The organism is Mesobacillus maritimus, assembly GCF_023715205.1.
Lineage (GTDB): Bacteria > Bacillota > Bacilli > Bacillales > Cytobacillaceae > Mesobacillus_B > Mesobacillus_B maritimus_C.
Genome location: NZ_JAMBNR010000008.1, coordinates 148348 through 167761, shown reverse-complemented (window position 1 = coordinate 167761; position 19414 = coordinate 148348). Strand labels below are relative to the sequence as shown.

Genomic DNA, 19414 nt, shown 5'->3' with positions numbered 1-19414 from the left:
AGTAATATTGTGAGAGTTCCTTAAGGGACTCTTTTTTTGGAGGTTTAAAAAACTATTGGTAAAAATCCTTATTTTGTAAATAATATTTATAATATGGTTTTAAAGGATAAGGGAATAGGTCGAGAACAAAGAGGAGGAAACTCTTCATAAGGTAAGAAAGACTGAAACATCATTTGGAACGGTTCCTGCTAGGTACTACAATATAATAAAAGTGAAGGTGGGGTAAAATGCCACGGAAACTTTCAATTGTTCAAGATGAAAATATAGCGGACGCGGAAGAAAAAGAGAAACAAGAAGAGAAAGAAGAAAAAGAGAAAGATAAGAAAAAGGAAATAAGAACGAAATCCGACGAAGAAAAGACGGATCCAAAGCTAGAAATTGAAAATCTAAATCGGATGTTAGCAGCGGTTCTGGAGTATTTATCAGATGATGAAGTAGAGGAGATTGATATTGAATATTTACTTGAAAATACTGAAGGATTACGCGATTGGTGGGATCAGTACCGAGAAAAAAATCGCAAGAAGATTGAAGAAGAAATTACAAAGTCTTTAGGTGAGTTGACATTAGAAGAACTTGAAAAAATTCGTGAACAATTGAGAGAAAAAAAGAGCTGACCACATAAATTAGAGGGATTAGACTGGAGTCTAATCCCTCTATAATTTATTTTGTTAACCGTTCCCACTCTGTTGCTAATAAGGAAAAAACGTAGGCATCATGATGCTGTTTCCCTTGATAGAGATATCCTCTTAATAATCCTTCATGTGTAAATCCTAACTTTTCTAGTAGCATATTAGAAGCTTTATTTGTCGGAAATGTAACGGCGCCGATTCGAAACAATTCTAGTTCTTTAAACGCAAACCGTAAAACCTCTTTAACTGCTTCGGTAGTATAGCCCTTTCTCCAATAGGCAGGATGTAATTCATAACCGATTTCAGCTTTTTTGCCCCATAAGCTTAAATTGTTTAAACCTAGAGTTCCAATGAATTCTCCTGTTTCCTTGTGTATCATTCCCCATCTCATGGCTTTTTGGTTTTTAAATCCCTCTTGGAATGAACCAATCAAATTAGCAGCTTCTTCTAAAGTTGTTAATCTGTCCATCCCATAGTACTTTGTTACTTCTTCTTTTGACATGATCTCATAATAGCACTCCATATAATCTGGCGTGATTTGTACTAATTGAAGTCTCTCAGTGCTTAACTCTGGAAATTCCATCCTAATCTCTCCTAATTTGATATCGAACAATCTAGTTTTAATTCTTCGCCAGGGTAAAGGAAAAATCCTTTAATAATAAAACAAACAGGCTAGAACTAACGAACTATATTGAGGATTAGTCCTTTTATCGGTTTTAAAATCAGATTATTTAGAATAGTCATAACAATAATTGGCGTGTCCTTTTAAATGAACAAGGGCAAATCTTCACAGAAAAATGAGATGAATGATCATCAGGATTATACACTTTAGCAGTAAATCTCGAAATTCGGAAATGTCTTGTTTGTGTAAAAAACTATAGGAGGCGGTTAGGTGTTGTCAAAATATCCTCAAATGAAGAAGTGGCTTTATAGTATGTTAATACTCGTTTTTCTTATTTTAGAAACGCCATTCATTTTAATGGCAAATGCTGCTGAACCTTTTGTGTTAGGGCTACCATTCTTTCTTTTTTGGAATCTACTATGGTGGTTGATCGGAACAATACTCTTTTTCATTGCTTACTTAACAGACTGGGGTAGTAAATCAGTTAAAGCTAAATCTAAATCTAAATAGGATAAAGAGAGGAGGAATTAGATGACAGTAGGTGTTTTGATTATCGCAGCATTTATGATTATTCCGTTAGTAGTTGGCTTTTTTGCAGCTTCAAAGTCGACCAAAACGAGTGAAGATTTCTTTATTCAGGGCAGGGGAATGGGAGCTGTTGCGGTGTTCTTTACAGTAGCTGCAACTTGGTGGAGCTCATTTGCCTTTCTAGGCTCGAACGCTACTTTTTATACGAGTGGTCCTGTCTATTTAACGGCATTAGCATGGAATCTACTATTTGGGTTTATGTACTATTGGGTCGGGAAACGAGTTTGGTACCTAGGTAAAAGATTTAATTATATTACTCCATCTGATTTATTAGGTGATTTTTATAACAATGAGAAACTACGTATGGTTGTTGCAGCAATTCTGTTAATCTTCACCATTCCATACTTACAAATTCAATTAACGGGTGGAGCTTACTTAATTGAGGTCGCATCAGGGGGAGTCATACCTTTTTGGTTTGCAGCACTGATTTTTTACTTCATCATTGTCATTTATGTTTGGGTTGGTGGGATTCGAGCGGTTGCATGGACAGATATTATTTATGGGGCATTGCTTTTCTTTGGGATGTTGTTTGCAGGTATTTATATCTCTCAATATCTTGGAGGCCCTACAGGATTATTTAAGAGTTTATTAGAAAATAGTCCTGAACATTTAACTTTACCTGGGCCTCTAGGCACTAGTGGATACGGACAATGGTTTTCGCTGTTTATCGTGACTGCCATTGGTGCATTTATGGGGCCACAGATTTGGTTGCGGATGTATGCTGTAAAAAGTGGCAAGCTGTTTAATTTAATGCCTTTCTTACTAGGATTTGCAGCAATTGCCTATATGGGGTCGGTCTTAACAGGTTTTTCTGGCGTACTTTTAGAGCCGGATGTCGCTAATGCTGATCAAATTTTACCGATTATGCTTACGAAATATGCACCATTTGCATTAGCATCACTCATTTTAGCTGCTGGTGCAGCCGCGGCTATGTCTACGGCGAACTCCCAAATTCATGCAATTTCGACGATCGTAACATTAGATATTTATCAGCGGTATGCAAATCCGAACGCGAGTCAGGACAAGATTGTCAAAGTTGGCCGCATTTCATTAGTCGTTTTTTCCCTTATCGCATATGTGATGGCTTTAACTGTACCGGGTGTACTTGTAACGATTGGGATTGCAGCATTAGCGGGAACAGCTCAATTAATTGTCCCGACGATTGGTGCGATTTCATGGCGAAGGTCACATCCAACTGCTGCGATGTGGGGACTAATCGGAGGGGTAGCGACGGTCCTTTTGATTACATTTATTCCAGCTTTCAGTGCACCTCTAGGATTTCATGCGGGTGTTTGGGGTCTGCTCGTAAATTCAATTCTCTTTATTTTGATTAGCTTGAAGTTAAAGAGAACAGATGAAAAAGTGGTTAAAAGATTTGATGAAGCTCGCTTTGACTATAACCAGGAATATCATCCTGAATTAATTGATGATTCAATCGAAACTAGAAAATCAATTTAATGATAGGCTGTTTTCGTAATTTTATCTAAAGTCGATTCTAACGTAATAGTAGCCATTTCGTATGTTTAAATTCGTTTGCAAGCTCTCACTCGTTTTTGTTCAAAGCAACAAAGTTTGAGAAAAGAGCTTAATGAAAAGGAGAGTATTAATTATGTCTAGTTATTCGGAAGCGGTCCAATTAACGCGGGAATTGGTGCAAATACCAACCGAAAACCCAAATGGTACAGAATTAGAATGTTCTAAATTTGTAGAGTCCTGGCTAAGAAAACTAGAAAATGTAAGTGTTAGAACCCAAAAAGTAGAGGAAAGCAGAATCAACATTATCGCGAAATATGCGGGAATATCCTCCTCTCTTCCACCTCTTGTTATAATTGCACATATGGATACCGTACCGGTCGAAGGAAATTGGTCAGTGGACCCCTTTGGTGGAGAGATTATAGACGGAAAGTTATACGGTCGGGGTTCATGTGATATGAAAAGTGGTTTAGCATGTGCATTAATGACGATGAAACAGGTGAGTGACAGCAATACCAAGCTTTCTAGAGATTTATATGTGATAGCCAGTATTGATGAAGAAGGTCCTTATATGAAAGGAGCAGTAGCTCTTGTCGATGAAAAAATCATTCCGAAGGATGCTTTATTAATCGCCACAGAACCGACCAATGCTACTTTGGCAACCGCTCATAAAGGGACAATTTGGTATGAAGTGAACATAACAGGAAAAAGTTCTCATGGCGGGAATGCACACTTAGGGGCAGATGCAGTACACGCTGCTGCAGAGATCATCAGCTTAATCAAAGAAAAAGTGAAGGAGTTGCCATATCACCATTCTATATTTGGGGCGCCGGCAGTTTCGGTTGGTACAATCCAAGGAGGTCATAAAACAAATATGGTCGCGGGTTCTTGTCGCTTTGAACTTGATTTTCGCCTTGTACCACCGATGACGAAAGAAGAAGCCAATCAACTCGTGAAAGAAGCAGTCTTGCAGGGGTGTAATCACGTAGAAGCGACAAGTGCAACAATTGAACATTATGGCTGGGAACGGCCCCCAATCGAAACGTCAAATGATAGTTCTTTGATTGATTTCTTCCATGCTGCATATTCCGATGTAACAGGTTTTAGAATACAAGAAAGCGGCTTTCCGGCATATACGGATGTAAGTATGATTGGATTAAAAACAGGAAACAGAGATCTGGTTGTATTTGGCCCAGGTCACTTAGATCAAGCCCATGCAATCGATGAGTATGTTGACATTGCTCAAATTGATTTGTGCGTACAAGTTTTAACAGAAGTTGTTAAATTATCATGATTCGGACTTTTTCTTTAGGAACCATAAATAATATGCTATTTTTAAACAAGGAGCTAACAATAAAGAAATAATAAGAATGGTTGAGGGAGAATTCCATGAAGGTACGCTTGAGTGCATATAATGAAAATTGGGTCATTCAGTTTCAACAAGAAGCTCAACGGATGCGAGAAATCTTTGGCGAAGAAATTGTTCGGATTGAACATTTTGGAAGTACCGCTGTAAAAGGAATGAAAGCCAAACCTGTCATTGACATGATGTGCCTTGTCAAAAATATCATAAAAGTAGATGCTATGAATGACAAACTGATTTCACTTGGATATGATGTAGCGGGTGAATGGGGAATTGAAGGAAGACGGCTGTTTCGAAAAGGTGGAGAGAATAGAACCCATCATATTCATTTTTATCAAGAAGGTCACCCAGAAATTGACCGTCACTTAATCTTTCGCGATTATTTACGTGCACATCCTCAAAAGGTAGATGAGTATAGTGCATTCAAGGAAGGGTTGGCACAGCAATATAAAGAGACAAAGGAATATAGCCCCGCTAAAAAGAAATTTGTAAGTGAAATGGAGCTAAAAGCACTACTTTGGTTTGTTAATAAGAAATGAAGAGCATAAAAGTGGTAAGCGCCGCTTTTATGCTTTTTTAGTATAGGGAATCCGTTCTGTCCTACTTTTCTATTGTTTTAATAAAAATTCATTGCCATCTTCATCTTCAAATTGAACAAAAGTTCCCCATTGCATTTTTTGAGGTTCCCCTTGGAACTTTACTCCGTTAGCTTTTAACGATACATATGTAGTTTGTACGTCTTCACATTCGAAAACGATAGATGCTTGCTTCGTTTCTGATCCTTGCATCATTGCTTTTGGATAAATAACTAGGTGGGATTCAGCTCCTTTTGGTGCCACCTCAAGCCAATAGGCATTAGGACCCATTGGGTGTTCCGCGATTACTTCGAAGCCTACCTTTTCTGACCAAAAAGTTTTCGCTTTTTGTTGATCTTCAACGTAAACAGCAACTGTTGCGATTTTCTTAATCATTCTGAATACCCTCCGCTTCTTAATCATGGTTATTATATCAGAGAACCTCAAATTGATGCCATTTAGGTAAGATGAAAATTTTTTTGAAATTCCAAAAAAATACTTTATTTAGGAATAAATACTTAGTACAATAGTTGTGTAAGCTATCGTTGTGGAGGTGAAAGGGATGGAAGCAAAACCAATGCATTATGATGGAAGTCAGCAGAACAATGATAGTTCAATAAATCATCAGACTACATACGAACCATTTATGCTAACAGATGAAATGAGAGTAAATATTAGTGGGAATCCATATTTTGTTCCTGAATCTGAATAATAGGAATGTAGTGAAAATCGCTGTCTTTTAAAAGGACGGCGATTTTTTTATGCTCAAAATAGTGATTTAGTATGGGGATAAGGTATATATTTTCTTTCCGCTGGAAAACTAAAATGCATATATTTTAGAAAACAGAAAGGAAAGATGAACTATGACAAAGGTACTATATATTACAGCTCATCCACATGATGATACGATGTCATACAGTATGGCTGTGGGGAAAGCATTTCTCGATACGTATAAGGAAGTAAATCCCGACCATGAAATCGTTAATGTGGACCTGTATAAGGAACATGTTCCACATATAGATGTCGATGTCTTTAATGGCTGGGGAAAACTTCGTTCAGGAGAAGAGTTCGATAAACTATCTGCAGAGGAGAAAGCTAAAGTTGGTCGTCTTTCAGAACTAAGTGAACAGTTTATTGGGGCGGATAAATATGTATTTGTAACGCCTTTATGGAATTTCTCTTTTCCACCTGTGATGAAAGCTTATATTGACTCTGTTGCAGTGGCAGGAAAGACGTTTAAATACACGGAACAAGGTCCAGTGGGGCTATTATCAGATAAAAAAGCATTACATATTCAAGCACGGGGTGGGATCTATTCCGAGGGACCAGCAGCGCAACTTGAAATGGGACATCGGTACTTAGAAATCATTATGCAATTTTTTGGCGTTCCATCCTTTGAAGGTCTGTTTGTAGAAGGTCAAAACGCAATGCCAGATAAAGCAGCTGAAATAAAAGAAAATGCGATTGCCCGTGCCAAAGATTTAGCACATACATTTTAAAGTGGGGCAATTATAAGCGGAACCGATTTAGAAGGAAGTCTAAGTCTGTTTCGCTTTTTTTTGTGGATTTCTGGTTTCCTCTTTTCCCGTACCAGCGCTCGGTAAGAACCCACTTGAATTCATCGTGTAATGAATTGCGTTTGATTCGGAAATTAAGTAAGGAAGATTATTACCCTAGATTCAGATTTGAGTGTAAAATAAGATAAATAAAGGACTTTGGTAAAAAGGGGCTTGTCTTTAAAGTCCACATGTATTCGGTCTTGTTAAGAGGAGAAACAGAGAATGATGTCAGATAATCACACTGAAATAAAAGTAAAAAATCCACAATTGTTCATTGTGGCGATTGCGTTAGGGGTAATATTAAATCCTTTAAATACCACAATGATTACGGTCGCCCTTCCTGCCATTCAAAGTGAGTTTGAATTAACTTCCAAGGAAATCTCTTGGTTGATTGCATCCTATTTTATTGTCAGTGCGATTTTTCTTCCACTAATCGGGAAATTGAGTGATTATTATGGTCGGAAAAGGATCTTTCTTTTAGGCTTGCTATTGGTCGGAATCTCATCCTTTCTAGCTCCATTATCGCCCAATATGATGGTACTGCTTGGAATGAGAACAATCCAAGCCGTTGGAACCTCCGCCCTTTATCCGGCAGGCATTGGGATGGTACGTTCCTATGTTGAAAAAAATCAAAATCGAGTCATTGCCACATTATCTGTCTTTGCCACGACATCGGCTGCTTTTGGTCCAACGATCAGTGGATTGTTGATTCAACTTGGCGGGTGGCCCGTCATCTTTTATGTTAACTTTCCTGTAATTTTGGTCTCAGCATTGCTAGCCATTAGATACATACCGAACGATATTGTCACCACGAAAACAAAGTATAAATGGGACATTGTTGGAATCCTTTTATTTGGATCGTTCATGTCCTGTTGGATGTTTTTTTTACAGGCATTAGAAGAAGGTGTGAAAGTTTGGCCACTACTGTTAGCGGTCACACTAACGCTCGCTTTTTATTTTTACGAAAAGAAAAAAGCAGAGCCGTTTATCAATGTGAGCTTTTTAAGGAAGAATCTAAACATCTCTTTTATTTATGTTCAGTATGTATTAGCAACGGTTGTGTTTTTCGCGATGCTGCTCGCAATGCCTGCATATTATCAGATGGTTCTACATCTTGATTCAAAGACAGCCGGCATCATGATGCTGTCCCTTTCCGTGTTTGCGATGATGATGACACCAATCGCTACTCGATGGACAGAGAGGCATGGATTTAGGTTTCCGCTGTTGTTTGGGTCGATTGTGGGGATTATCGGCGTTGGATTGTTATTAACTGCGCATCAGTCATCCCCATTATATTGGCTGTTTATGATTTTGGCGATTTTAGGAATAAGCAATGGAGCCTTAAGTATAAGCTCACAAAACCTGTTGTATTCATTCGTAACAAAGGAGCAAAGCGGAATTGCTTCAGGTTTGTTGATGACCTCGAGATTTATTGGGAATATTTTAGCTTCTAGTCTTTATGGGGTGGTGTATGCAACGGGAATTAGTGATGCTAATAAAAATTCGATGACAATTGTGTTGCTAATCGTATCGTTTGTGATGATTCCAGGTGTGTTTTTTGTTACAAAACGGAAAGCTTCTGAAGGTGAAATATAGAACATAGGTGATGGGGGAACTGGATTATGAAAAATAAAGACGAAATCGAAATAAAAACGTTTTCAGTTGGCTTACCGCAAAAGGTGAAGGTCATGTATGGACAAGATTATGAAATGGATTCGGCTATATGCAAGCAAGCGGTCGATGAGGCTTTCTTAGCAACGGATGGTTTCCGGGGGGATGGCGTAGCTGACCTTCGATATCATGGGGGGCCAGATCGTGCCGTATGTGTCTATCCTTATGAACATTATGCTCTATGGGAAAAAGAAATAAACCAAAAGCTACCTTCGGCGGCATTTGGAGAAAATCTCACATTGACTAATATGCTAGAAAAGAATGTTTGTATCGGCGATATCTATAAAGTTGGTGATGCGATTGTCCAAATTGCCCAAGGACGAGTACCTTGCAGCACGATTACGAAACGGTTAGGGAACCCTATTTTATTGAAAAAAATGGTTCAGACTGGTTTTACGGGGTATTTGTGCCGTGTTTTGGAAGAAGGAACGGTCAGGAAAGATTCAAGGATTGAATTAATACTGCCTCATCCTAAAAAGGTAAGTATTCATAAGGCAAATGAAATTTATTATCACCAACATAAAGATGTGGACGGAATTAAAGAGATATTAACTGTAGAAGAATTAGCATCTGAATGGCGAGAAGAATTAAGTGGTCGCTTAAAAAAGCTGACTACACAAAGTTAGGATGAAAAGTTAATATGGGTCTCAATAAAGGGTTTTCCCAGAATAGATCGAAATAATTGTAAGTAGTTTTAATAGGGGGAGAAGGTAGCATGGATTCTATTTGGTTAGCACTCGGTATAGCAGCTGCAGGTTATTTTATTGGTGAAGGGTTAAAGAATTTCAAAAACCCTGAGGCTCAAAGTCTTACGGGGAGTTTTGATTTTGATGATGACCATGAGTTAATTAAAGACAGCAATGTTCATCATTTTATGGGAATTACGAAAGAAGACGCGAAAGTGTTGTTGAAGGAACATCCGGATGTACCACATGTTTTGATTAATGGGAAAATTTATTATCCTAAAAATAAATTAAAACAGTGGTTATTGGATATAGGAAAGTGAAGGTGGAACGAATTCTATTTTTAGGATTCGTTTTTTTATTTTAAGTAATGTTTTAGTAATCGGTAGAAACAGCTATTCAAGGTTCTATTGGGGGTTATTGGGTTTATCGAAGAAAATTGGTAGTAAATGAATTGGCACTGAAAAGAAAAATAGTCGATACTTCGATATATTAAAAAAAGGTAGGAATACAGCCTATAAACCTTTTATACTAGGATGTATGGGAATAATAGGAATATATACATAGAGGAGGGAGCTTGAATGTATCATCAACGGGTAAATGGAGTGGAACTTTATTATGACCGTATGGGGAGTGGGGAGCCCCTTGTGTTGATCCATGGGTTAGGAGAGCGAAAAGAAGGATGGAAGTTCCAATATGAATTTGCAGAACATTTTGATTTAATCATTCCTGATTTGCGTGGTTTTGGTAAAACAAAGTGTCCTGAAGGAGAGGAAATCACCATCAATGCGTTTGCAAAAGATATTGTTGGTTTATTGGATCAATTAGGGATTCAAGAAGCACATATTTGTGGACTATCCATGGGCGGCATTATCTCGCAGGAAATCTATCATATTCGTCCAGAAATGGTAAAGTCATTTATCTTGGCAAGTTCTGTGTCATATGTGCCCAAGTGGCTTGAAAAGTTATTATTGATGATAAATGAAAAAAGATATCAAAACATGACATTAGAAAGTTATCTAGAGCAAGCGACTTTAAGTTGTTTGCATGATAAAAGTGAAGCTACTGTTCAAAAAGTGAAACCGATATGGTCGGAACATTTAGATGGGTTTTATCAGGCATGGCGAGCTTGTTTGCGAATCGATTACCGCGAAATGCTTAAACAGGTAAACGTGCCCACCTTGGTGATTGCTTGTCAAAAGGATAAAATTTTGCCGACTTATAGTCAAAAACAAATGCATAAATTCATTCCGAATGCAAAGCTTTATATGATTAAAAATGCAGGTCATGTCGGGAAAGTGGAAAAGGCAAAAGAGTTTAACCGAGTAGCATTGGAGTTTCTGTTGCAGGAGGTTGGATAGCTGCTGCTTTTATTATTGATTAAATTCTAATGGGGGCAAACATGCTGGAATACATAAAAAGCTTAAGAGAAATGGTTGGGAGTCAGCCATTGATTTTAGTTGGTGCAACGGTGATCGTGTTAAATGAACGAGGTGAATTGTTGCTGCAACTTCGTTCAGATACGAAGGAATGGGGACTCCCAGGTGGCTCAATGGAGTTAGGAGAAATTTTAGTAGAAACTGCGGCGAGGGAGTTGTTCGAAGAGACGGGACTCAAGGCCCAAAGATATACTTTTATAGAGTTGTTATCTGGGAGGGATTTTTACTTCCGATATCCAAATGGAGATGAGGTTTATAATGTAATTGCTGTTTTCCGGGCAGAAGATGTTTGTGGTGAAATTGAGGCGAAGGATAGGGAAAGTTTGGATTTAGCGTATTTTCCGTTAACTGCGTTGCCTATGGATTTGGATGAACGAGCGAAAATAATTATTGAAAAGCATTGTTTCTAGTTGGTGTAATGATAATGGAGAGTTTGTTTTGAATTCTTAATAGAGAGATTCTGATCGGTTGAGGCTGGTTATGTAAGGTAAGGATGTTTGACTCAAAAGGAGAGAACGAAATAGACTTTAAAACACACCAAAATAACAAAGGCCTATTGTATTAAATAGGTCTTTGGTGGGTGAAGGATTCAATTGTTTGGATCCCCGATAAGTGAATGAGGTGAAGTTTATTCCGACTATCCTTTAAAGATAGAATTTGGTCTTCGATATTGAGACTATGAACGCGTCCTGTACAAGTTTTTGTTGCCCCTTTCTGACGATAGGAAACAGTAAGGAATCCGTCAGTCATGGCGAGTTTTTTTAGGTACATAGAAATTCTCCTCCATTATTTTATCTACATCGCCACCTATTGTAGTATAGAAATGTTAACAGAGAATGAAGCAATGGTTAACAAAATGTTTTTATATGTAACAAAAAAATTCACAAAATTTGTATGAATGAAATGTAATGTATGAGAGATGCATCTTAACTACTTTGGGGGAATGAGAATTGATAAAGATTAGAAATGTGATGATGAAGGATTTACCGCAACTTTTGGAAATTGAGAATCAGTGTTTTCCGAAAGAAGAGGCTGCGACTGAAGATGCATTTATCAGACGGATTCAACAAATATCTGACAGTTTCTTTGTTGCCGTTAAGGAAGGCAAATTGGTTGGATTGATAAATGGGCCGGTAATTGCTGATCCATATATCTCAGACAACTTGTTTGCTGAGATACAATCGAATCCTGAAATAGGTGGTCACCAAAGTGTTCTCGGTTTAGCTGTACATCCTGGTTTTCAAAACAGAGGAATTGCAAAAGCATTGCTTACGTACTTTGAGGAATCAGCGAGTAAGAAAAAGCGAGAAACGGTTACACTAACCTGTAAAGATTCTTTAATCAGTTTTTATGAAGCATTAGGATATCGGAATGAGGGAGTATCCGAGTCCGAGCATGGAGGTGTGATCTGGTACAATCTTACGAAACAATTATAGAAAAGGTGCTTCTTATTTTATGACAAGAGTCCTATGACTTTTGGTATTCATTTACACATTTGTCATCTAGAGTTTGAACTAGCTATACATCCTATTAATAAGTGATTAATGATTTACTGTTAATCTGAATTTAAGTTGAAACTGATAGGAGTGGAGCATAATGAAGGGAAAATGGATACCGGTAGTAGGAGCGGTCGCATTGGGCTTAAGCTTGTCTTTTGGAGGAGATGTGGCGATGGCAAAAGAGAAATATAAGGAGATTGTCAATGTCTCGCACCGAGGAGCATCAGGGCTTGCGCCTGAACATACACTAGTCGCTTACAAGATGGGCGAGAAAATGCATGGAGATTACATAGAAGTTGATTTGCAAATGACCAAGGATGGACATTTAATTGCCATGCATGATGAACGGGTGGATCGGACGACGGATGGGACAGGCCTAGTAAAAGATATGACATTGGAAGAAATTAAAGAATTGGATGCTGGGACCTGGTTTAATGAAACGTATACTCAATACGCCAATCCAAACTTTGAAGATTTACAAGTCCCGACTTTAGAAGAGGTTTTTCAAACATTTGGGAAAAATAAAAGCTATTATATCGAAACAAAATCACCAGATGTTTATCCTGGAATGGAAGAGGAGTTATTGCGATTAGTTAATGAATATAGGATTGATAAGGACAAGCTCTTAGTTCAATCCTTTAGTAAGGAAAGTTTAATAAAGATGAACGAGCTTGATCCGACTGTAAAACTCGTTCAGTTGCTATCCTATCGTGCTAATGCAGAGATTTCAAAGGAAGACATCAATGAAATCAAAGAATATGCGATAGGTGTTGGACCTAATCATACATACTTAACTGAAGAATATGTTCAAACAATTGTCTCAAGCGGTCTGGAGTTACATCCATATACTGTTAATGAAAAAGAGCGAATGAAACAATTGATTGACTGGGGTGTTACGGGAATGTTCACCAACTTTCCTAATCTCCTTCATGAAGTCAAAAAAGGAAAATAATTGGATGGTGCCTGGCACCATCCATTTGGCACCATCCATTAATTGGCAGTCGTGTATTCACGGCTGTTTTTTTGCATGTTTGAAGTTTATCTATTATCGGTTCTTCAGTTTTGTCATATTACTACTTTGGAGGAGGGGGGATGGTGAGGTTTTTCAAACTGATTTTAGCTACTGTGCTTTTATCTTTTTTCCTTTCCGTGATCGGAGCCTTTATGAATTACACACCCATTTTCCAAAGAGAGCCAAACGTTTACTATGCTTCTATTCTCGAGTCTGTTCTATTTTCGATAGTGATGATTACACCGGTTTTGCTAGCGGTTATAATTCTCAGCTTTCTCATTGTTAAGATTCTGAGTAGGTTCAGGAATCTGTCTGCGTTTGGGAGAATAACAATTGGTTTTGTGCTTGCTATTTTCATGATTACGGTAACAATCTTTATGATGAAAAAGGCTAATCAAACGAATGATCTTTATTTAATCCCGCAGGGCTATGAGGGGGATGTTTTCGTTTTCTATAATGTTGACGGGGCACCAAAACTTGAAAGCGAGAATGGATATGAAGTGCATGTGATAAATGAACAAGGGTATTTTGTAACATCAGAACCTGATCTGGACTATGGGACGGTAACTGATCAATATTTTTATGTAGATGAAAGAGGAAGCAGAACCCCAATAAATGACCAATGTGTAAAGTTATTTGGAACAGGTGGATTTTCAATGGAGCACGGAAATCAAGAAATTGAACTAAAGTATACTGGTTTTACACTCACAAAGAATCAGTGTGGCGAAGAATTTATCAACAGCGAATTTAATGTGGATGATAGCAAAGAACAGTTTATTAATGATATTTTGAAACACTACTATAAAGTAGATCGTTCCTATTGAGAACAGAATGTAAATAGAAGGCTCTTTAACGAATATCATGCAATTTTAAATGCAGTGTTTTCATTTCTAGTAAATAACTGTTGTAAATTCTTTTATATTAATGACCACGGAATTGACACGTTGTTGTGGGACCATTACTAGTAAGCATCAATGGTCATAAATCAACCCAATGTGTTAGTTATAAACTCTCTCAAGGTTGTAAAGGTATAAAGAGTCTAGTAATGATTCTTCTAAAACAGGAATAAGTTGTATTAATAGGAAGTTCAACTCTATTTGTAATCTTTCATGAATAAATTCAGAGAGGGGGAGCAAGCGATTGGATCCAGCTGCGCATAATGACGTTACGAATAATGAAAACAGTGTGCACGTCAATAATCAAATACAAATTACCATTAATTTTGGAGATGCCCTAAATTTATTAGGATTAATACTTGGGATCTTTTTCCTTAAGAAGCTATTTTTGAAGAAACAAGCTAGAATAAAACAAACATAATCTAAAAGAGCGTTCGCATGATTGCGAGCGCTCTTTTATTAGGAACTACTTCTTTTTAAATTTACTTCCTTTATTTTTGGAGCGGATTTTAGACATTAAATCGTCAACCTTTTCTTGTTCAGACTGGGTGACTCTCGAATCGAGTCTCATCGATGAAATTTGATTTTTTTCAATGGTTACGTCTAAATATGAGTGGACGGTACTGCCCTCAGGTAATCGTTCCCTAGATACAACAAACTCTTCATTGAATTCTTCAACTAAGATAACCGCAAATCCATTATCCTCAAATCGATCGATATATCCTTTCAATGATTACCCTCCAATGCATGCAATTCCTTGTGATTTAATATCTTCGATTCTTGCTGGTCCGATACCCTTTATTTTCGAGAGTTCGTCAATCGAACGGTATGGACGTAAGCGAATCAACTCTTCAGCACGCTCAGGACCAATATGAATAATTTCCTGAAGTTGTTGTGCTGAGGCGGAGTTAAGATTGATGCAGTCATTTGGTAAAGGTGTAAATTCAGGTTGACTCGGCTTAATGTCCGTTCTGGAAGATTCGTTTTTAGCAGGAGAAATATTTCCGTTATATTGGGTATTTACTTGATAGTCTTTACCATTGGTAGTAACGAGAATCGTTCCATGAACGTCAGTACCATAGAGCGCAATATCTTGGTCTTGGATTCGCTGTACTATTTCATCATGAGGATGTCCATATGAATTATCATCACCGGCACTATAAATCGCTACAAACGGTTTTACAGTCTCCAGAAATTGTGGATGAGTAGATGTCGATGAACCATGATGGCCGAGTTGGAGAATATCAGCTTCTAAGTTTAACCCGCTTTCAATCATCTTTAACTCATCATCTGTGTTTGCATCCCCAGTAAAAATAAATCGAACATCTCCATATGTCATTTTTAATGATATCGACTCAGCATTATCTTTTTCTGAAATCGTGCGCGGATATAGTACTTGAATTTGGAGTGGGCCAACCTCAAATTCATCACCCATCCGCGGTTCATAGTAATCTATATCGTTTTCATCAATGGCTTGTAACAATTTCTGAAACGTTTGCGAAGGGTTCGTGTTTCCAGATAACCAAACTTCTCCGACAGAAAAGTCATTCAATACTTTAGCTAATTGGCCAATATGATCGGCGTCGGGATGGGTGCCAATCGCAAGGTCAATTTCTGTCACACCTTTTGAGTTTAGATAGTTCACAACATCATTCTGGTTCCAATTGCCCGCATCAAGGAGAATCGTATAATCTTCACCTTCGAATGAGTATTGAAACAAAGTTGAGTCGGATTGTCCAACATCTAGGTAATGGACTTTTAATTCAGAAAGAGAATTGGTTTTCTCATTGTATTGTTTTTCAGATAGGTTACCTGAAGAACTAGTATCCTGTGTCTCATTTTCTTCTGGAATCGTGTCATTAGTTTGACTGGTTGCATCTTGCTTCAGTGGGTTAGTATTTGTTGGGTTAGAACCATCCTGTGTACAACCTGTTAAGATGATAATGGTTAAGAATGTGATGATGACAAATATGTAGTTTTTATTCATTTCATTCCCCTTTCAATTACATTGTAACACTCCTAATAGAGAAAAATAGAAGTGTTACAAAAGGGAATATTAGTTCATGTAGGTAATTTTTTGATATTCAAAAATAAAATAGTCGAGCTCCCTACTAGCTTGAAGAGTACGGTCACTATTAAAACCATAAGTTAAACCTTTGTTGATTAAGTCCTGCCGTAAAAATTCAATATAACCAAGTAGCTCTGTCGGAGTTAGAACGGTCGAGAGAGTGCTTGTATTCATGATATAACGACTCCTTGCATCAAAAATACAGATATAAAAACTATTCTACCGATTCTTTTACTAGAATGGAACCATAATTTACATGATTAGGAAACAAATTGCGAAAAATGGGAATAAAGTGGGATGAAACAGCAACTTAACCCTTTTAAGTGTGCAGATTTTTTAACCCGCTATTTGGAGCCATTCCTATAAAATAACACTAGATATATTATGGATTCCGCTGCCGTAAAGTTTACGGAAAGATATTTGGTTATACTCAGTCAATCTGTTTTTATTTTAACCTCCTCCCTGTAAACGAATTTTAGAATCATAGCAGAAATGGTTATCATCAGGAAATGATAGGGAAGGTTAAGTACGATTTTGGATAAATTCCCTTTCATCCATTTTAATTTTATAAACAGAAAATCACAGGCAACCCGAAACCAGAGGATCTCGCGCCATGTTTTAAAATCAGTATTTCTTTTCATTTTCCATGCTGTCAAAATGGTAAGGACAATTGAATAGAGTGGACCAATGATAAAGTGTTCACGCCACGTATGGTGTTTGCCATAACCAAAACGGACATTCCCTCTAATCGCACGAAAAAACAAGAGATTGACACATGTTATTAAAATTATATTGTAAAAAGAGAAGAATAAAATGAGTGGCGAACCTTTCTGCAGCTTTTGATACCATTTATCGCTAATCCAAAAGTAAAAAGGGAGCAATAAAAAAGTGTAAGTTGACCGCCACCAGTTATGGGTATAGACACGTAAGTGAACAAATAAGTTTTCAATAAAGAAAAAGTAGAAACTAAACAGCCATTTTAGTTTCCAGTTTAATTGAAAGATTGTGATAAACACAGCTGTGAATGGGACAAACATAGCTTGCGATAGAATGGCACCAAATATTTGATCAAATTGTTTATTTTTAAAAACAGCTGGCTTGTATACATAACCTCGAAATAAATTTACGACAAAGTACTCGAAATAATAACCTAATGCAATGTTGGAAGAGAGCAACATCAAGGTATTACGTCGGTTTCCTGTTTTAGAAAAAGCAATGAGAAGCATAATCGTATGAATGACAAGTAAGACGATGTAAGGATACTTGTTGAACGACTTTTGGTTCCTTCTCAAAATCAATCGCTCCTTCCTGGAAAAATTGGGGCAGTTAGGAATGAACTTTCCTGCATACTTGCCTCAATGACGTCTAAGTGAAAATCTTTCCCTAAATTAGCTTCAATTTAGCGCTGGCTTACCTGCAAAAATCTCATTTAATCAAAGTCGGGGAGACTGGGTATATCGAGTGAGAAATGATCAATTTTTACTTAGTCAACAATGGGACCGGGCCTAGAATTGAATGTCCTACAGCTGTTGCATTGACTTTTTATCCTCTGAAAGGAATGTGTTTTTTTTAGACATAGTAAAAAATGGATGTGTTGCTGGTCTGGGGTAAGTTACAACGGTTGACCGATTTTCGTTCATTGTTCTTATAAGCCCGAATGATCACCAATGTTTTGCGCTAAAGTCAATCGAATTCTCTGTTCACAAAATTATAGATACAAGTATTACTATTTGATGGAATCAAGGTAAATATTCGGGAGTTATACAAGAAACAGGAAAGAAGGATTTAAATTTGTTTCTAATGAGGGAAATTCATTTTATTGACTGGAAATTGAATTAAAGAAAACATAATTTAATTATGCAAACTAAAAGTTGGGTGGTAGTAAGTGGGAGGGATCCTTTTTCTAGGTCAACTTGTCGAGATATTTGGGAATTTTGAGGTTGAAAAAAATTTCTACTTTCACCAATGTTATAAAAACAGTATAGTAAGGAAGGATGTATTATTATACGGAAAATATAAAAGAGGTACCATCTATGGACTTACAAATAGATAAAATTTTGCTTCAAATATTAATGGTATTATTTCCAATTATTCTATATCAAGCTTTACAAAATAATCGGCAATTTGGGAAAAATGAAAAGGTATACTGGGGAATAGTTTTTACCATTACGATGGCATTGTGTATTTTATATGCGATTAAAATCAAAGAAGGCGTTTATTTAGACTTACGGATGGTTCCCTGGTTTTTAGCTTTTATTTACGGAGGAAAATCCGTCGGTATTTTCGTAACGTTGTTTTATGCTTTTTTACGATTTCTTGTTGGGGGACCAGGAATGGGGCCGGCTTTTCTTGTCTTGTTTTTAGGAGGCTTTGTCATCTTAGAATTTCGAAAATATTATTTTAACTGGACAAGGTCGATTAAAATCGTTCGTTCTATGCTACTTACTTTTGTTTTAGTAACGTTACTACCAATTCTAGGAATATTTCTGCTTGGTAACTCTTTAATATTGGAAACAATACATCTAATTGGTGTATTTATTTTGGCGAATGTTCTTAGTGTATGGCTGGCTGTTCATTTGTTTGAATCGCACAGGGAAAAGCAAGAATTAATCAAGGAAATTCAGAAGAACGAGAAACTACAAGTGGTTGGACAAGTAGCGGCGAGTGTTGCTCATGAAATCCGAAACCCGATGACTAGTATTCGTGGATTTATTCAGTTGTTAACAGGTTCAAAAAATATTGATTCAACCGAGAGAAATTATTTAAATATTTGTATAGATGAGCTTGATCGTGCGAATGATATCATTTCTGATTATTTAAGCTTAGGAAAAAAACATGAACAAGAGCCACAACAATTAATTGATGTTTCAGCACTTGCACTTAAATCAGTAAATACATTATATTCTTATGCAAACCTAAATAATGCTGCCATTTCTATCGAAACTAGTGAGGGTGCCATAGTCCTAGGGGCATCCAGCAGGCTTCAACAATTGATTATTAACTTAATTAAGAATGCGATTGAAGCTTCGAAACAGAACGGTAAGATTCACGTGTCGGTTTTGATTAAAGGTGACCAGGTAGAAATGAATATAGAAGATTCAGGCATTGGAATGACGGGAGAACAACTAGAAAACATCGGACTACCGTATTACTCAACAAAAGAAAAAGGGACAGGATTAGGATTAATGGTCTCTCTCCAGATTATTAAAGAAATGAACGGATATTTAAACGTACAAAGCAAGCAAAATAAAGGTACAATATTCAAAATCACTTTCCCGCTAGCCAAACAAGAAAATCTCTAATGGAAAAAATGGATGGTGCCACACCATCCATTTTT

At 37.1% G+C, this 19414-nt stretch carries 24 protein-coding genes; 17 read left to right on the top strand and 7 right to left on the bottom strand.

Annotated elements, in window-relative coordinates; genetic code table 11:
- Window positions 1-227: 227 nt before the first annotated feature.
- Window positions 228-614, top strand: coding sequence for a hypothetical protein (locus M3182_RS13255; RefSeq protein ID WP_251558420.1), 387 nt, complete (start codon window positions 228-230; stop codon window positions 612-614).
- A gap of 46 nt (window positions 615-660) precedes the next feature.
- Here the strand turns inward: M3182_RS13255 and M3182_RS13250 are convergent, their stop codons facing one another.
- Entirely contained in the window at window positions 661-1212 is a 552-nt protein-coding gene (locus tag M3182_RS13250) for a GNAT family N-acetyltransferase (protein WP_251558418.1), read from the bottom strand.
- Window positions 1213-1521: 309 nt separating this feature from the next.
- On the opposite strand from M3182_RS13250, the gene M3182_RS13245 reads away from it, so the two are divergent.
- The 4 genes from M3182_RS13245 to M3182_RS13230 all read left to right on the top strand — a co-directional run bounded on the left by M3182_RS13245 (window position 1522) and on the right by M3182_RS13230 (window position 5214).
- The gene (locus tag M3182_RS13245; RefSeq protein WP_251427193.1) at window positions 1522-1761 is read left to right on the top strand and encodes a DUF3311 domain-containing protein; all 240 of its coding nucleotides are present in this window, start codon (window positions 1522-1524) and stop codon (window positions 1759-1761) included.
- Between the two features lie 21 nt (window positions 1762-1782).
- The gene (locus M3182_RS13240) at window positions 1783-3297 is read left to right on the top strand and encodes a sodium:solute symporter family protein (protein ID WP_251427196.1); all 1515 of its coding nucleotides are present in this window, start codon (window positions 1783-1785) and stop codon (window positions 3295-3297) included.
- A gap of 151 nt (window positions 3298-3448) precedes the next feature.
- A complete protein-coding gene (locus M3182_RS13235; RefSeq protein WP_251558416.1) occupies window positions 3449-4606 on the top strand; it encodes a M20 family metallopeptidase in 1158 nt (385 codons plus the stop codon).
- Window positions 4607-4701: 95 nt separating this feature from the next.
- The gene (locus tag M3182_RS13230) at window positions 4702-5214 is read left to right on the top strand and encodes a GrpB family protein (protein ID WP_251427204.1); all 513 of its coding nucleotides are present in this window, start codon (window positions 4702-4704) and stop codon (window positions 5212-5214) included.
- A gap of 69 nt (window positions 5215-5283) precedes the next feature.
- Here M3182_RS13230 and M3182_RS13225 read toward each other — a convergent pair whose 3' ends face one another.
- Entirely contained in the window at window positions 5284-5646 is a 363-nt protein-coding gene (locus M3182_RS13225; protein ID WP_251558414.1) for a VOC family protein, read from the bottom strand.
- Window positions 5647-5812: 166 nt separating this feature from the next.
- Between M3182_RS13225 and M3182_RS13220 the strand changes: the two genes are divergently transcribed.
- The 7 genes from M3182_RS13220 (at window position 5813) to M3182_RS13190 (ending at window position 11012) form a co-directional block, all read left to right on the top strand.
- Window positions 5813-5962, top strand: coding sequence for a hypothetical protein (locus tag M3182_RS13220; protein ID WP_251427210.1), 150 nt, complete (start codon window positions 5813-5815; stop codon window positions 5960-5962).
- A 151-nt stretch (window positions 5963-6113) separates the two neighbouring features.
- Window positions 6114-6749, top strand: coding sequence for an FMN-dependent NADH-azoreductase (locus M3182_RS13215; protein WP_251558412.1), 636 nt, complete (start codon window positions 6114-6116; stop codon window positions 6747-6749).
- A 282-nt stretch (window positions 6750-7031) separates the two neighbouring features.
- Window positions 7032-8405: an MFS transporter gene (locus M3182_RS13210; protein ID WP_251558410.1), complete on the top strand. Its 1374-nt coding sequence runs from the start codon at window positions 7032-7034 to the stop codon at window positions 8403-8405.
- Window positions 8406-8431: 26 nt separating this feature from the next.
- Window positions 8432-9106 (top strand): MOSC domain-containing protein, encoded by a 675-nt coding sequence (locus M3182_RS13205; RefSeq protein ID WP_251558408.1) that lies wholly within the window; start codon window positions 8432-8434, stop codon window positions 9104-9106.
- Between the two features lie 89 nt (window positions 9107-9195).
- Window positions 9196-9486: a DNA-binding protein gene (locus tag M3182_RS13200; RefSeq protein ID WP_251427216.1), complete on the top strand. Its 291-nt coding sequence runs from the start codon at window positions 9196-9198 to the stop codon at window positions 9484-9486.
- A gap of 258 nt (window positions 9487-9744) precedes the next feature.
- The gene (locus tag M3182_RS13195; RefSeq protein WP_251558407.1) at window positions 9745-10524 is read left to right on the top strand and encodes an alpha/beta fold hydrolase; all 780 of its coding nucleotides are present in this window, start codon (window positions 9745-9747) and stop codon (window positions 10522-10524) included.
- Between the two features lie 44 nt (window positions 10525-10568).
- Window positions 10569-11012 (top strand): NUDIX hydrolase, encoded by a 444-nt coding sequence (locus M3182_RS13190; RefSeq protein WP_285868119.1) that lies wholly within the window; start codon window positions 10569-10571, stop codon window positions 11010-11012.
- A 151-nt stretch (window positions 11013-11163) separates the two neighbouring features.
- Here M3182_RS13190 and M3182_RS13185 read toward each other — a convergent pair whose 3' ends face one another.
- Window positions 11164-11373 carry a hypothetical protein gene (locus tag M3182_RS13185; protein WP_251558403.1) on the bottom strand — a complete coding sequence of 70 codons (210 nt, stop codon included), beginning with the start codon at window positions 11371-11373 and terminating at the stop codon, window positions 11164-11166.
- A 179-nt stretch (window positions 11374-11552) separates the two neighbouring features.
- Here M3182_RS13185 and M3182_RS13180 point away from each other — a divergent pair, with 179 nt between their 5' ends.
- The 4 genes from M3182_RS13180 to M3182_RS13165 all read left to right on the top strand — a co-directional run bounded on the left by M3182_RS13180 (window position 11553) and on the right by M3182_RS13165 (window position 14430).
- A complete protein-coding gene (locus M3182_RS13180; protein WP_251427226.1) occupies window positions 11553-12038 on the top strand; it encodes a GNAT family N-acetyltransferase in 486 nt (161 codons plus the stop codon).
- Between the two features lie 160 nt (window positions 12039-12198).
- A complete protein-coding gene (locus M3182_RS13175) occupies window positions 12199-13053 on the top strand; it encodes a glycerophosphodiester phosphodiesterase (protein WP_251427229.1) in 855 nt (284 codons plus the stop codon).
- Between the two features lie 140 nt (window positions 13054-13193).
- On the top strand, window positions 13194-13937 hold the full coding sequence (locus M3182_RS13170) for a DUF6843 domain-containing protein (protein WP_251558401.1): 744 nt from the start codon (window positions 13194-13196) through the stop codon (window positions 13935-13937).
- A 316-nt stretch (window positions 13938-14253) separates the two neighbouring features.
- On the top strand, window positions 14254-14430 hold the full coding sequence (locus tag M3182_RS13165; protein ID WP_251427233.1) for a hypothetical protein: 177 nt from the start codon (window positions 14254-14256) through the stop codon (window positions 14428-14430).
- Window positions 14431-14475: 45 nt separating this feature from the next.
- On the opposite strand, the gene M3182_RS13160 is transcribed toward M3182_RS13165, so the two are convergent.
- From M3182_RS13160 to M3182_RS13145, 4 genes are all read right to left on the bottom strand, one after another.
- Window positions 14476-14739: a DUF3006 domain-containing protein gene (locus tag M3182_RS13160; protein ID WP_251558399.1), complete on the bottom strand. Its 264-nt coding sequence runs from the start codon at window positions 14737-14739 to the stop codon at window positions 14476-14478.
- A 3-nt stretch (window positions 14740-14742) separates the two neighbouring features.
- Entirely contained in the window at window positions 14743-15996 is a 1254-nt protein-coding gene (locus M3182_RS13155; RefSeq protein ID WP_251558398.1) for an MBL fold metallo-hydrolase, read from the bottom strand.
- 69 nt (window positions 15997-16065) lie between these two features.
- Window positions 16066-16251 carry an aspartyl-phosphate phosphatase Spo0E family protein gene (locus tag M3182_RS13150; protein ID WP_251427241.1) on the bottom strand — a complete coding sequence of 62 codons (186 nt, stop codon included), beginning with the start codon at window positions 16249-16251 and terminating at the stop codon, window positions 16066-16068.
- A 260-nt stretch (window positions 16252-16511) separates the two neighbouring features.
- On the bottom strand, window positions 16512-17369 hold the full coding sequence (locus M3182_RS13145; protein ID WP_251558395.1) for a hypothetical protein: 858 nt from the start codon (window positions 17367-17369) through the stop codon (window positions 16512-16514).
- A gap of 741 nt (window positions 17370-18110) precedes the next feature.
- Here M3182_RS13145 and M3182_RS13140 point away from each other — a divergent pair.
- Window positions 18111-19379, top strand: coding sequence for an ATP-binding protein (locus tag M3182_RS13140; RefSeq protein ID WP_251427247.1), 1269 nt, complete (start codon window positions 18111-18113; stop codon window positions 19377-19379).
- Window positions 19380-19414: the final 35 nt, after the last annotated feature.